This is a genomic window from Streptomyces sp. NPDC059247, from assembly GCF_042754005.1.
Taxonomy (GTDB): domain Bacteria; phylum Actinomycetota; class Actinomycetes; order Streptomycetales; family Streptomycetaceae; genus Streptomyces.
This window is the reverse complement of the sequence record NZ_JBHYZW010000035.1, coordinates 1-13,966: the sequence shown is the minus strand read 5'-3', so window position 1 is coordinate 13,966 and position 13,966 is coordinate 1. Positions and strand designations below refer to the sequence as shown.

General features: G+C 70.4%; 14 protein-coding genes. 12 read left to right on the top strand and 2 right to left on the bottom strand.

Annotated features, from left to right (window positions below):
- The first annotated feature begins 32 nt into the window (after window positions 1–32).
- The 10 genes from ACFXGN_RS31470 to ACFXGN_RS31425 all read left to right on the top strand — a co-directional run bounded on the left by ACFXGN_RS31470 (window position 33) and on the right by ACFXGN_RS31425 (window position 11,479).
- A complete protein-coding gene (locus ACFXGN_RS31470; protein WP_384865640.1) occupies window positions 33–2,306 on the top strand; it encodes a hypothetical protein in 2,274 nt (757 codons plus the stop codon).
- Window positions 2,307–2,428: 122 nt separating this feature from the next.
- The gene (locus ACFXGN_RS31465) at window positions 2,429–2,926 is read left to right on the top strand and encodes a hypothetical protein (protein ID WP_384865639.1); all 498 of its coding nucleotides are present in this window, start codon (window positions 2,429–2,431) and stop codon (window positions 2,924–2,926) included.
- Window positions 2,923–3,159 carry a hypothetical protein gene (locus ACFXGN_RS31460; RefSeq protein ID WP_384865637.1) on the top strand — a complete coding sequence of 79 codons (237 nt, stop codon included), beginning with the start codon at window positions 2,923–2,925 and terminating at the stop codon, window positions 3,157–3,159. The genes ACFXGN_RS31465 and ACFXGN_RS31460 overlap by 4 nt, the downstream gene beginning before the upstream one ends.
- A gap of 581 nt (window positions 3,160–3,740) precedes the next feature.
- Complete coding sequence (locus ACFXGN_RS31455; RefSeq protein ID WP_384865636.1) at window positions 3,741–5,534, top strand: ATP/GTP-binding protein; 1,794 nt, start codon at window positions 3,741–3,743, stop codon at window positions 5,532–5,534.
- 15 nt (window positions 5,535–5,549) lie between these two features.
- A complete protein-coding gene (locus tag ACFXGN_RS31450; RefSeq protein ID WP_384865634.1) occupies window positions 5,550–5,963 on the top strand; it encodes a conjugal transfer protein TraB in 414 nt (137 codons plus the stop codon).
- Between the two features lie 81 nt (window positions 5,964–6,044).
- Window positions 6,045–8,144, top strand: coding sequence for a chromosome segregation protein ParM (locus ACFXGN_RS31445; protein ID WP_384865633.1), 2,100 nt, complete (start codon window positions 6,045–6,047; stop codon window positions 8,142–8,144).
- A 468-nt stretch (window positions 8,145–8,612) separates the two neighbouring features.
- Window positions 8,613–9,107 carry a hypothetical protein gene (locus ACFXGN_RS31440; protein WP_384865631.1) on the top strand — a complete coding sequence of 165 codons (495 nt, stop codon included), beginning with the start codon at window positions 8,613–8,615 and terminating at the stop codon, window positions 9,105–9,107.
- A 112-nt stretch (window positions 9,108–9,219) separates the two neighbouring features.
- Window positions 9,220–9,555 (top strand): hypothetical protein, encoded by a 336-nt coding sequence (locus ACFXGN_RS31435; RefSeq protein WP_384865629.1) that lies wholly within the window; start codon window positions 9,220–9,222, stop codon window positions 9,553–9,555.
- A 306-nt stretch (window positions 9,556–9,861) separates the two neighbouring features.
- Window positions 9,862–10,011: a hypothetical protein gene (locus ACFXGN_RS31430; protein ID WP_384865627.1), complete on the top strand. Its 150-nt coding sequence runs from the start codon at window positions 9,862–9,864 to the stop codon at window positions 10,009–10,011.
- 382 nt (window positions 10,012–10,393) lie between these two features.
- A complete protein-coding gene (locus tag ACFXGN_RS31425) occupies window positions 10,394–11,479 on the top strand; it encodes a hypothetical protein (protein ID WP_384865625.1) in 1,086 nt (361 codons plus the stop codon).
- Between the two features lie 56 nt (window positions 11,480–11,535).
- On the opposite strand, the gene ACFXGN_RS31420 is transcribed toward ACFXGN_RS31425, so the two are convergent.
- Entirely contained in the window at window positions 11,536–12,102 is a 567-nt protein-coding gene (locus tag ACFXGN_RS31420; protein WP_384865623.1) for a YrhB domain-containing protein, read from the bottom strand.
- Window positions 12,103–12,172: 70 nt separating this feature from the next.
- Between ACFXGN_RS31420 and ACFXGN_RS31415 the strand changes: the two genes are divergently transcribed.
- Together ACFXGN_RS31415 and ACFXGN_RS31410 are read left to right on the top strand one after the other, a co-directional pair.
- Window positions 12,173–12,472, top strand: a complete 300-nt coding sequence (locus tag ACFXGN_RS31415) for a hypothetical protein (protein ID WP_384865621.1) — start codon at window positions 12,173–12,175, stop codon at window positions 12,470–12,472.
- Window positions 12,469–12,876, top strand: coding sequence for a hypothetical protein (locus ACFXGN_RS31410; RefSeq protein ID WP_384865619.1), 408 nt, complete (start codon window positions 12,469–12,471; stop codon window positions 12,874–12,876). Before ACFXGN_RS31415 ends, ACFXGN_RS31410 begins: the two co-directional genes overlap by 4 nt.
- Window positions 12,877–13,052: 176 nt before the next feature.
- Here ACFXGN_RS31410 and ACFXGN_RS31405 read toward each other — a convergent pair whose 3' ends face one another.
- Window positions 13,053–13,823, bottom strand: coding sequence for a HEAT repeat domain-containing protein (locus ACFXGN_RS31405; RefSeq protein WP_384865617.1), 771 nt, complete (start codon window positions 13,821–13,823; stop codon window positions 13,053–13,055).
- Window positions 13,824–13,966 lie beyond the last annotated feature (143 nt).

The window sequence follows — 13,966 nt, the reverse complement described above, 5'->3', positions numbered from 1 at the left end:
CCGGGGCGGTACCTGACCTGGAAGGAGGCGGCGTGGCCGCCACCCGAACCCGTAAGAAGGCCAACGCCCGCACCACGACGACGGCCACCACGGCCGCGCGGCCCGCCGCCTCCAACCTGCCCGCCCGGACTCCGGCTCCGGCACCCGAGACGGAGACCGTCTCGGACACGGCGGCGGCGTTGGAGACACACTGGGCGGCGCTGGCCAGGGTCGTGGACGCCCGCGACCGGGCCGCCGACATCATCGACACCGCCCGCGAGCAGGCCCTCGTCCTTCAGACGCAGGCCGAGGAGCAGGCGGCGCGCACCGTCGCCAACACCCACCAGCAGACCACCACCCTCCTGGCCGACGCGCGCACCCGCGCCGAGGCCGTCACCGTCGGCGCCCAGGAAGAGGCCACGGCCCAGCGGGCGGCGGCCTCCACCCAGGCCGAGACGGTGCGCAAGGAGGCGCAGCAGCTGCGCGGCGAGGCCGACCGGCTCTTGTCCGAGGCCCGTACCCGCGCCGATCAACTCCTTGCCCAGGCGCGGGCGCAGGTCACGGAGCTGACCGAGCTGGCCGCCGCCGACCACCAGGCCACCGCGACGGCGATCGCCGAACTGCGGCGCCTGGCCGAGGCCGACCTCACCGAGATCGCCACCCTGGTCGCCACCCGTCGCGACGAGGCCGGGCAGATCCTCGCCCGCGCCCGCGAAGAGGCCGACAGCCTGCTCGCTGCGGCGCAGAAGGAGGTCGACCAGGCCCGCGAGCGCCACACCCAGCTCGCCAAGGCCGCCGCCGAGCAGTACGACGCCCGGCGCACCGAGGCGGAAGCGCTGTACACGGACGCGGTCGAGGCCGCCGCCGAGCGGCGCCGCGAGGCCGACACCCACGTCGCCGCCGTCCACACCGAGGCGGAGAGGGCCCGCGCCGAATTGCGCGCCGAGCTGCGCGAGCTCGGCGAGAAGTTCGACACCGAGGCCGCCGCCAAGCGCCAGGCCCTGGCCGAGGAACTCGCCGGACTGAAGACGGCGTGCGACCAGCAGCGCGAGAAGCTGCGCACCGAGGCGACGACGGTTGCTCAGGAGCTGCGCGTGGCCGCCCAGAAGGAGGCCGAGCGCATCACCGCCGAGGCCGAGCGCAAGGCCAAGGGCATCACCGAGCGGGCGCAGGCCGACGAGGCCCGCGCCCGCCGGCTGCTGACCGAGGCCCGCGAGGCTAAGAAGTCCGCTTCGAAGTGGCGCGGCTGGCGCCAGAACCTCAGCGGCAAACTGTGGAAGATGGCGCCGTGGGTCGCGCTGGCCGCCGGCGTCGGGCTCGCCGCCTCCGGCGAGTACGAGCTCGCCCGCATGGTCGGCATCGACAAGTACGTCGCCCCGCTCCTGCCGGTGTCGATCGACGTCTACTGCGTCACCGCGTTCCGGGCCAGGAAGGACATCCCCTACGCCCTCGCGCTGATGGCGTCGGCGAACGTCGTCTATCACCTCTCCGAGCAGGCGCACCTCGTCCCCGAGGGCGGGTCGGCGCCGTGGCAGCTCACCACCTTCGTCGTCCTGATCTTCGTGGCCGTCATCTGGCGCGTACACACCCTCATGCACGGCGACGGTACGGACGGACACGGCGGTACGGACGCGCAGTCCGGTACGGCCACCGGTACGCCGGACCGTACTGGTACGGACGGCGGAAACGGAACGCCCGCCCGTACAGGTACGCACCGCAGGACGGACGGTACGGACAGCGTGACGTCCGGCAGTGCGCAGCCTGCACACAGCGACGTGTATGCCGTGAACGGCGGCGGACGAGCGGACGGTACGGGCACCGCACACGGCGGTACGGACGCCGCGCACGCCCTCTCTCACCCCTCGCACCACGACGGGGGTGAAGGGGCGCTGACCAGGCCGTACAGCGACCGTACATACGGCGTACACACCACCCTTGACGGGGCGGCGCGTACAAGTACGACGCCCCGAGGGCGTACCGGTACGGCTCACGCGGCCGTACAGGACCGCACCGGTGCGGTCAGTGCCCGTACACAGCTGGGCCATGACACCGTACGGGGCGGCCGTACCGGCACGGCGACCACCTCCTCCCGTGCAACCGGAACCGGCGGTACGGGCCGTACAGGCGGTACGGACCGACCCGGTACGCCCGCCCGGACGGACGCCGAACTCCTCCCGCTCGTACAGGAACTCCCGCGCGACGACGACGGCTACGTCACCCTCTACCGCGCCCGTACCGACCTCTCGGTCAACCAGCCTCGCGCGGTCCGGCTGCTGAAGGACGCCGGGCTGCTGCGGCCCGAGGACGCCGACAAGTACCTCACCTGACCCACCAGTCCGGCACACACCAGTGAGGGCCAGCCCACGTGAATCGGGCTGGCCCTCACTGCGACTGCCGGAAGCAGTCCACAGCCCCCGAGTACAGCAGATCCGACCCCACGGAGGACCCCGTGAGCACCGAAAACAACGGCCAGCCCTTCTTCGACGACCCGCATGCGGCGTTGCGCGAGATCGCGCAGAACCCCGACGCCTACGCGCACTACCTCGCGGACTTCCACCGGGTCGTGCTGGACATGCAGGCCAAGCTGGAGATCCTCCAGCGCGAGGCCCGCGTGCACTGCCGCGGGGTCCGCGTGGACGGTGACAAGTGGGGTCAGGCTTTTCTGCGCTCTTTCCCGGTGGAAAACTCGCTGAATGGAGTCCTCAAAGACCTCAAGAGCGCCACTTCGGGACTGGAAAAGAGTGCACATAAGCGCCATGCCCACGACGAAAAGGTGAAGGAGGTCAAGAAGAGTCGTAAGGAAAAGGTTCAGATCAAGGCGCGTAAGAACAACCCGACACTCCAGGCCGCCCCGGAAACCCCGGGTCGGCAGGGTACGCAGAGCCCGAATCCGGGCTATGGTGGTCCTACGTCGATTTACAACCTGGACCGCAGGGAGTCGGCGTGAGTGCCGGTCGCCCGCTCACGAAAGCCGAGCGGAAGGATTTCAACCGTGCGGAACACGAGCGCAAAATCAAACAGGATTTGATTGCACAGCACGGCAATGACCTCGGCACCTTTTATGCCTGGCTCCGGATTGTGAATATCCGAGGCACCCAGGCATATCGCGACGGGAACACGGAGTTCATCCGTGAGGCCGCGCTCGCCCTGCACAACGTCTACAGCCGCCACGTCTGCTAGCTCCCCGCGCCCCGTTCGAAGGGCCGCTCCCGATCCCCGGGGGCGGCCCTTCGGTGATCCCAACGCGTGCCGCGCGTGTCGCGTGCCGCGCGTGGCGTGCGCGCGTGTACGCGAGGCCGACACCGACTGTCAAGTCTAGGAGGAGGAGTCGAGTGTCCGACGACACCGACAGCAACGTCATCAACCTCCCCACTCGGGGCAGCGATTCCGGCGGAATGCCGGATGCGCCCGACGCCGGGGACTTCTTTTACTCCGAACCGTCCGGCAGTAGCGCAGACGACGGTGCTCCTCCGGAATCCCCAGAAGGAGCGATCAGGGGACTCGCGGCAATTCGCGGCCCTATTTTCCCGGAAGTCGCATTGCGGGAAACTGGAATGCCGGACGCCACGGATTCCGAGGAGGAGGAATACGAGGAAGATGAATACGAGCAGCCTCGTTCTCTCGCCGACCGTCTCGGTGACTGGCTGGAACTCCGTCTGGAAGTGGCGCGGGACAGGTATGCCGGTGAAGCGCCATTCCGTGAGGCGGAGATAGCGCGTAAGGCCGCACTTTTGGAGGCCCGGACCGCGCAGGAAACCGCGATGATGGAACAGAACGCGAAGCTCCACACCGCGCAGATGAGAGCGAAGTCCGACAAGGCAGCGGCGCGCGGCAAGGCTGACGCGGCGCGGTCCTCTGGCTCCGGCCTGGGCACCGACAAGGGCGGCCGCTCGAAGGCCGGCGGCGGGGGCGGCTCCGGCCGCGGCGGGGCCCGGGGTCCGGGAACGAACGGGTCCAGCGGCTCCGGGGGCGGCAACTCCCCCAAGGGCGCCGGGAAGGGCCCTGAACGCTCCGCTGGCGGCGGCAAGGTCTCCTCGAAGGGCAATGAGTCGTCCGGTGGCCCGAAAGGCCGCCATAACGGCTCTGGAGGCTCCGGGTCGGGCAAGGCCGTTACAGGCAAGGAAGGTTCGGGCGGCTCCCGCGGCAAGAGCGGCTCGGGCAGCACCGGGACCGGCAAGGACGGTTCGAAGGGCGACGGCGGCAAGTCCAAGGACTCGCCGCCCGCCAGCCCCCGGGCCGAGCGGGCCCGCGGCCGCCAGGAGCGCGCCGCCGCCCGCCAGGCGGCACGCCAGCAGCTGCGCAGCGCCAACCAGGCCGCCAACCTCGCCGACCGCAGCAAGGACCGCGACCAGGACCGCGCCACCGTCCAGGCAGCGCGCGAGGAACGCCGCAGGGTGAAAGCCGAGCGGAAGGCCACGGCACGGGCGAAGCGGGAGGCGGCCAAGGCCGCCGACGACCGCACCACCCTGGGCGCGGCCCTCGGGGAGGAGTCGCAACGCCGCTGGGACAAGCGCCGCGCGGCGGAGAAGGACAAGGCCGCGAAGGACGACAAGGCCAAGGACGACGCCGTTGACACCACCGGCGGCAAGGACTCCGAGGCCACGACCAAGAAGATGGCCAAGGACGACCCTGAGAAGCCCTCAGGCGGTCCGAAGGACGACTCCGCCACCAAGGAGCCGGACGACGACAAGAAGAGCGGCGAGAAGCCGTCTGACGCCTCCGCAGACACGGACGCGAAGGACGGCACCGGGACGGACACCGACCCCAAGGCCGACGAGGTCAAGGACCCGTCGGGCGCCGACGGCAGCGACGACGAGCGCTCCTTCAAGGAGAAGCTCAAGGACTTCTTCACCAACGCTGGCAAGGGCAACACCCCGCCCGAGCCGGAGGAGCCATCGAGGCTTCGGCCCGAGGACCTGGGCGACGTCACGGTGGACCGCCCAGGCGGCCCGCCCCGCACCCCGCAGCCCGAACCGGCTGAGGACGACATCCCCGACGCGGTCATCATCGACGACCCGTCCGACCCCTTCGGGACGCACGTCAGCAGCCCGGCGAGCCTCCCCCGCGCGCCCGAGCCGCACACCCAGCGCCCCGGCACCACCCGGCGGCCCACAGCACAGGAGGACCCCGTGACGGAAGTCAACACAGCCGCGTCGGGCAAGGCCCCGATGTCGGTCAAACACCGTACCGACATCACCTTCGGCGGGTACCTGACGGAGATCGTGAACATCGCCATCGCCGCCGCACTCGACAAGGACCGCGCCCAGGACCTGGCCGAATCGCTCGGGAAGGTCGCCGATCTTCTGCGGGACATGGCGGCCGACCTGGTCGCTGACCACAACATCGACACCGAGGTCGTCGGCCAGGTCGTGGACCTGGCCGACGCCGCAGCCCGCATGCAGGCACTGGCCGAACGGTGCGCCACCGAGTGCGAGTTCGCCTCGGAGGGGGCCCGGCTCGCCGCCGTCTCGGTGGGCCGCGTCTACGGCCAGGACATTGAGGCGATGGACGACGCGGGCCTGGCCACCGCCTCCTCCGCCGCCCACCATGACTAGGAAGGAACTCTGCTGATGAGCGACCTCACAGCCCGCCCCGGAACGTTCGCCGTCCGCACCGACGGCGACAACCGCTACAAGGCCGTCCAGCGGAAGCTCAAGGAACTGTCCACCGCCATGGACCTGGCCAGTAGCGACCTGGAACTGCTGCTGCACGCCATGCGTACCAACGCCCGGCGCACGGAGGGCCTGGCCGTCGACATCGCCAACGCCGAACTGGACCGCAGGTTCATCGAGATGACCAACCAGGTGTCCGTCGCCCTGGGCGGCGCCGCCGCCGAAGTCCAGACGCTCCACGAGACGGCCCAGGAAATCTGCGGCCTCGCCCACGACGCACGCCGTACACACGCACGCCTGTACGAGGCCCTGGACGACATCCGCTCCAGCCGCAAGGAACGCACACCCAAACCGGGCTTCTTCGCCCACTGACCCGACCCACCGAAACCCCTGATGGGCGGCCCGCCACGTAACGGCGGGCTGTCCATCGCCACACCCCGAAGGAGAAGACCCGTGTCCGTGCCGCGCAGCGTGGCCCTGGAGCGCACCTTCTACATTTTGGCTGCCCCGGCCCTCGCCGCGGCCCCGAACCTCTTCGCCGACAGCCCTGTCAGCACGGTCGTGCATCTGGCGGGCGTGGCCGGTGTCGGCGGCTGGGTCCTGGCCGCCAAGAGCGACGATGCCGGTGCGGGACGCAAGATCCTGCGCTGGTCGCCGCTCGTGGCCGCAGCAGCGATCGACATCGCCGCCCGGAACACGATCGGCTGGGGCCCGTGGTGCCTGGACGGCATCCTCGCCGCCGGCTGGGCGACGGCCGGCCTGCTGGTGCTGCCCTTCTCCCGGCACACCCGTCGCCGTCACCGTCCCGCGCTCGCAGCCCCGGCCCCCGCGCCGCAGTTGCAGGCCGCTCCCGAGCCGTCCCTCGCGCAGCCGGACGACGGCGCCGACGCCTTCACCCTTCAGGTCCGCGCACTGTGGGACACCGGCGGCACACCTGGCCGCACCATCGTGGTCAAGGCCACCCCGTACGACGGCACGCCCAACGACCTGTCGCTGTTGCTCCGTGCCTCCGAAGCCGGCCGGGCCATCTCGGGGCTCCGTGAGGACGACATTGCCGCCGCGTTCGGCGTCGACGCCACCGACGTGACCATCAGGGAGGTCGTCAGGCAGCACGGGCGCGAGGGCGGCCCCGCCTGGCGGGAGGTCCACGTCACCCCCGACGCGAACGATCGGCGCCGCAAGGCCCCGACCACCCACGAGTGGTGGGCCGACCGGATCGCTGGCGGGTCCTTGCCCGGTTCGGAGTTCATCAAGAAGATCCGCGACCACGAGCGGAAGGTCACCCACTACATCGCCCAGGTCCCCGCCGAGGCGGGCGAGCCGCGTGTCAACAAGTACGCCCTCGCCGCCGCGCTGAAGACCAAGTATGACGAAGGCCGCCTGTTCGTCACCGTCGACGGCAACCAGGTCCTGGTCTCCCTGTGGGACTCCAGCCCGCTGGCGCAAGTCTTCCCCGCCACCCGCGAGCTGCTCACCCCGGACAAGAACGGCCGGTGGGTGACCGGCTTCCTTGGCAACGGCCAGCCCGCCCGTAACCGTGTCTACACCGACCGGGGCGCGGCTCACGGCCTGTTCGTCGCTCCCTCCGGCGGCGGCAAGACCCAGTTGATGGGCCTGCACGTCGCCGCCGACGCCCTGTTCGGCGCCGTCGTCATGCTCACCACCGAGGCCCCCGACGAGAAGACCGCCGCGCTGGGCAAGCACGCCGCCCGCTACGGTGTCGGCGCGCTCTACATGCTCCGGCTCCTGCGGGTGCTGGTCGCGCTCATGGAGATCCGCGGCGAGATGCCGTGGCAGGACGGGCAGGTCCACGAGTGGGACCCCATCCGGCCGGGCTGCCCGTACCGGATGCTGTCCGCGTACCTCGACGAGTTCCTCTCCGCCGCCCGCAACGGCGACTACGGGGCGGAGATCATGGACCTCGCGGAGCTCGTGTCGGTCAAGGGCCGCAAGTACGCAGTCGGCCTGAAGGTGGCAGGCCAGTCCATCTACGTCCAGGACGGCTTCACCCAACTGCTGTGCGAGAACCTGCGCGAGAACTGCATCCCGGTTGTGCTCAAGGTCGCACCGAAGAAGGTCGGCGAGATGTTCAAGGCCCTGGGCATCCCGTCCGAGCACATCCCCGACCCACTCCCCCGCTCCTTCTCCCCGGCTGAGCAAGGCCGGATCGAGCGGGTCATGCGCGGCGAGCCCGAGCCGCCGAGCGACTCCAACACCGGCGGCGCGGGCTGGATCGTGGAAGGAACCCAGCCGGATGTCCTGCGCACGCTGTTCATGGACTTCAAGGCGGGCATCGACGGCTACTTCCCCGACATGGTCGCCACCCTGACCGACTACGAGATCCGCGAGCTCGAGGCACGGGACCTGTGGTTCGACTGGACCGAGCCGCCCCGCCCCGGCGAGTTCGGCCCCGAACCCGACGGCGAGGATGACGCCCCGAAGAAGAGCGGCGGCAAACGCCGAAGCGGCGGCGGGAAGCCCACAGCGCGCCGCGACACGGTCACCTCACCCCGCCAGGCGCTGGAAGCCATCAAGAACCTCTCCGGCGTCTGAACCCGCCCCAGAGATCCATCCCCACCCGCAGGGCCCGGCCGATACCGGACGGGCCCTGCCGTCGTCCCGCCCGGCAGCTTCTTGCCTACGCCTCCGTCCATGGAGGGTCGGGCGTGTCGTTGAGCCCGTCGCAGAAGCGGCAGTCCCACTCCGACGGGATCTCCCACCTGTCGACCCACCAGCCGACCTGCCGGCCGACGAAGTAGTTCTCCCCGCCACACCAACCACAATCGAAGACGAACTCCACCCGAATCCTCCACCGCGCCCGCCGGATCGAGGATGCTCGGGACGCCAGTGCGGTCACTACCCACCGGCCAACCTCAAATCACCTGCCGCACATCGCCGAAGGGCGCCGTTGGAAACAACTCCGGCGACGCCCTTCCCCGCTGCGCGCGGCCACTCCCCCACGCGCCCTCCCTGCCACGGCCAGGAGGATGCGCCCCATTCCCGCGTGATCGGAGAATCCCGATGGACCCCCAGCAGACCACCCAGTCCGGCATGCCTGAGTCCGAGGCCGCGGCCGAAGCCCGCCGACTGCTCGACGAGTGGGCGGCCCAGCCCGGCCGGCAGCACCCCACCTCCTACCGCAACGACAGCATGCCGCCGTCCTTCGGCACCACCCCGCCCGTCCCGCAGCCCGACCAGCGGATCGTCCCGGCCTGGGCAGCCGGGATCGCCGTCGCGAGCATCGGCGTGGGCGCCGGGATCACCGGCATCGGCTGCGGCTCCTGGCTCGTCCTGCAGGGCCTGGCCTCCGTCAGCCTCGCCGGTGTCCTCATGGCCACCCTGCCGGTCGCGGCCCTTGCCATGGCCGCCACCGCCATCAGCGGCGCGATCAGCAAGGCCCGCGCGGCCGTCACCAAGAACGTCTACGAGGCCCCGGTCACTCACCACACCGAGATCCACAACAACAGCACCACCCGCGGCGCGTTCTTCGCCCGCACCCGCAACGAGATCCACTGACCCGTCCACCACCATCACCCATCTCAGCACGGGGAATAGAGCGCCCGGACACCCCCGGCGGCACGTCGCCGTTCCCTGCCCGAAACCCCCACACCCCGGGAGACCAACCGCCGTGCGCCGCTTCCGCTACCGCTGCACCGTCTGCCGTACCACCAGCCCCGTCGTCCACCAGCCTGACGACCTGGCCGCCGAGACCGCCGCGCACCGCCAGACCATCCACGGCGGACACATCCCCGACGACGAGATCGCCGGCCAGATAGACCGACTCGGCCGCTGGTACACCGCCCTGACCCCGCTCGCCGCACTCCACGCCCGCATCGCCGACGGCCTCAGCGACCTCCACGACGAGAAGGCGATGGGCCACTACTGGTGGGCCAACGCCGGAGCCACCCTCCTCATCGGCGGGTCGGCCGCCCTCATCCTCCTCGTCGTCTCCGCAGCCCTCTGACCCCTGACTCCGACCGCCCCGCCCGGCCACCGGCACCAAACCGCCCCGCACTTCGGAGGAGGCCGGTCCCGGTGACCGAACAGGCCAACCGGCCACCCGCACCCACCTCACGCCACCCCGGCACGTGTCCTTGCCGCGCTGATCCTCAACCCCCGCACACACCGGTGACCTGCCGCATCCGCGAGGACCAGGCGGCCACCCGCATTCTTCTCGACGCCCCTCTGACGTCTGCCCGATCCGCCCGTCGCGTACGGGCGGTGAGGGGAGCCGGGACAGTCCCGGGCCCGCAGCGAGAGGACCACACACGTGACCCACTACGACGGCGACATCTGGGCCGAGCTCCGCGAGGACGGCCACCTGCACGACGCTCGTGTCGAAGCCGAGGATGCCGCACAGGCAGCCGCAGCACCGCTCGAGTCCATCTACGAGTACGAGGAGAACGACGACGAGGGCTGACCTGCAGTTCCTGACCAGCCCCAGTCGGAGGGCCGCCCCAGCCCCTTTCCGGGCCCGGGGCGGCCCCCCCCACGTCCTGCCCTTCACCACCGGCCCGGCTGGCTCCCCCGTCCCGCCCAGTGCGCGAGACCTTGACCGACACCGTCACAAAGGCCCTCGCCCTGGTCGCCGCCGCCCGGACCCCGCGAGGCAACGACCCCGACTGGCTCTGGTTCCTGGACCATGTCCAGCCCGGCCACCCAAGGCCGTTCCCGTCACCCACCTCTGCTGGTAGCCCCCGGGCCCCTGACCAGACCAATCAGCATTCCGCCCCGTGCCCCCGCCCGACCACACCGTCGGCGGGGGCACGGCGCATCCCGCCTCTTCACTCTGGAGATCCTTCGTGACCGTCACCCTCAACGCCCACCAGCTCGGCCGCCTCCTGGAACGGACCGTCGGCCACATCGGCGACGAGGCCCTTCCGATGCTGCACGGCGTGCTCCTGGAGGCCGACGCCACCTACCTGTACGCGGTCGCCACCGACCGCTACACCCTGGCGGTGGCCCGCTACCGCCACCACGGCCTGGACGGCACCCCGTTCGCCCGTACCCTCCCGGCCCGGGCGCTGCCCGCGCTCCGCCGGTGGCTCACCTGCCTGCCCGGCCACGACCCGGTCACCCTCACCCTCACCGGGCACAAGGCCCGCCTCGCCGCCCCGCAGGGCGAGATGAGCCTGACCACCGACGACGCCCAGGAGTACATCGACTGGCGCGGCCTGCTGCGCGGCATCATCAAGCAGACCGAGAACAGCGACGGGACGGAGACGGCCTGCCCGGTGCTCGACACCGACAAGATCAGCCGCTTCGGAGCCGCCGACACCCGCCTGCGGATGTGGGTGAGTCCCGGCCGGACCGCCGCGCTCCTGGCCGGCGAGGACTTCATCGGCGCCCAGATGCCCATGCGGACCATGGAGAGCGGCTTCCCCACGAGCCTCGCCGACGACCTCGACCACCTCCACACCCTCTGGGACGCCACCCTCACCAGCGCCCTCGCCGGTACGGAACCGGTCTCCGGTGTCCTGGCCCGGTACACCGTGCCCGGCGCCTCCCGCACCGTCGCGGGCATCACGAAGGACCTCCTGCACCAGACCATGCGTTCCACCCGCGATCTCTTCGAGGAGGACGGCGACTCCCCGACGGCCCTGGCCGCGCACGCGGCCTCGGGTGTCACGGCCTGGAGCGCGTACCGCTACCTCGAAGCCCTCCACCGCGCCGACCCGAAGCTCGCCGCGCAGGTGGTGGCCGAGACCGCCGGAGAACTCGACAGCGGAGAGCTCGGTGAGTTCGCCTACGACGCCGCCCACGCCGCCGGGTTCAACCCGCAGAGCTGGGAGGACAACACCGAGACCAAGACCAAGACCGGGCCCGCCGCCCCCGTCTCCGTCACCGACGACGCTCCGGTCAGCGACAGCGACACGGCCACCTCCTGACGGGGAGAGCGGTTTCGTGGTGGGAGCGACAGCCAAGGCTCTCGCTCCCACCCCTCTTACCCGCCCGGAACGCCGCTCCGCTGGATCGTTTCCACCATAAGTACCAGATCGAGCGGTTCCACGAGCTCTGCCTGAGCGATGGCCACGAGCCGCGCGGGAGCAGCGCCGTCCAGCAAGCCGCCCACATACTCGAGGGCCTCCTCGGGCGAGAGAACCGGAAGCCGCTGGCGCAGCGTCCGCACAGCGTGCAGGCGACCGCGCGCAGCGGCGGTCTCGCATACCTCGTCGTGGAGATCGTCGACTGCGGTGCGCACGGGCATCCCACGGATCCGGGCCCGATAGTCGCTCTCCCACTCCCCCGTGAGCACGGAGACGACGCTGGCCTGGTGCAGTCCCCCGTCGACGCGGTCGACCAGGTACGGCCCGTTGCCAGCAAGCATGAACTGCGGATTACGGGTGCGCACGAACTCTTCGGTGGTCCAGGACACGATCCACACCAGCTCGTGTTCCTCGACACCGACCACGGCCATCCGCATCGCGTCCACGCCCGCAGCCTGCCGCTGCCGGTAGTCACGCTCCAGCTCATCCTCGACGGCCCTGACGGCGGCCTCTCGCTCGATCACGCACGCAGTCCGCGTTGTCCCGCGCACCTTCGTACACAAGGCCCGCGCCTACCTCGCCCGCGACGGCATCGTGCTCTACGACAACCCCGAGGCACTGCTGATCTGCGCCTTCAAGCACGACGTGGCCATGTGCGATCCAGACCCGGGTACCACCGCACCCCGCCAGTATGACTGCCGTCCCGGCTGCGCGAACACCGTCCGCACTGACGGCCACGCCCTCCTGCTCCGCGAACGCGCCGACGAACTCGACGAGCTCGCCGATCGCCTGCCCCCACCCCTCGCCCGCCGTCTGCAGACCAACGCCGCCCGCCTGCGCGCCACTGCTGACGCCCATGACTCCACCGCCCAGACCGCTGAGGCCCTGTCATGAACCCGACCCACGACGATGAGCGCACCCGCATCCGAAAGGCCATCGACCGCCTCCTGACCGGCCAGGCCACGCTCTCCAACGGCAGCCTCACCGCTACCGCCCTAGCTGTCGAAGCCGACGTTCACCGTATGGCCCTTATGAAACGCCACGTCGACCTGAAGAACGAGTTCTACGAGCGCGTCCGCACCGAAACCCGCCAGGTCCCCGAACCCGAGAAGCGACTCCGGGAAACCGTCACTCGGCTGAAGGAGACCATCGCCGACCAGAACGCCGAGATCCAGGACCTTCGCCAGCGGATCACTCGGCTCACCCTTGCCGCAGCTGTGCTCACACATGACCAAGACCAACCGGGACCAGTCCTGAAGGACATCGGCAACATCCTCCACCTGCGCCCGCCGACCTGAAACCCAAGCTGCCTGGCTGCGCATGTGGAGACCAGGAACGGTTTTCGCAGTGTTCTGAGAACGCGCGAGGGTCAGTCGCCCGGCAAATGTTGCCGAGCAGTGAGAACACGCCTTGGTCTCCTCGTGCAACGTGGCCCTGGGTTAAGGATGAACGCCAGTCGAGGCGAGCGTCGAACTCAGGTCGATGCGGTGCGCGCGCGAATGCGGTGCGCAGTCCGCAGCCCCTGTTTGGCGGCGGTTGCCACGAGGCCGCCGAGGGTGGTTCTGGCGAGGTCGTGGGCGGCGAGGCGTTCCAGCGCCGGCAGGGCCCGGTCGTCGGCGGTGGAGCCGAGAGCGCGGCATGCCAGTGCTCGGAAGTCCGGGTCCGGATCGGTGGTGAGGGTGATCAGGTCGTCCACCACCGGCGGGCCAAAGGCAGCGATCGCTGAGGAGAGATAGCTGGCCTTCGGGTTCCGGGGTTCCATCATGGCCTGCCAGAGCCCAGCAAGTGCCCGGTCGCCGCCGATTTGGCCGAGCGCCTGGGCGGCTCTGCTGCGAACCCAGTCGGTCTCGTCGTTCAGCCGGGCTGTCAGGGCAGGCACAGCGGCTGGTTCTTCGAAGAGGCCGAGCGCCTCGCAGGCGCCCTCGCGGACCATCGGATCGGGATGCTCCAGCAGGGCGGTGATCAGCGGAACGGCTCGGCGGCAGCCGAGTTCGGCACAGGCGATCGCCGACCACCGCACCCCGCGGTGCCCGGTGTCGGCGAGCGCGCGCAGGAGACCCGGTTCGACGCTCGCGTCGCCGAACAGGGCGATCCGGTTGAGCGCCTTGGTCCAGACGGTGACATCCTGCGTCCGGTGGTCGGAGACGACCTGGGACAGGGCCGCCCGGGCCTGCGGATGGCCGAGCTCCGCCCACTCCAGCAGGGCGTCGATCGCCCGCAGCCGGATTGTGCGGTGCCTGCTCAACTCGGCCGCGTGGACAGTGACGAGGGAAGTCGGTCCGTCCGACGGGGGGCCTAGGGCCTGTGTGATGTTGTGATCAGTCGGCGACCTTCAGGAGGTCGTCGATCCAGATCATCGCGGCGCGGAGGTGGAGGCCGGCGAGGTAG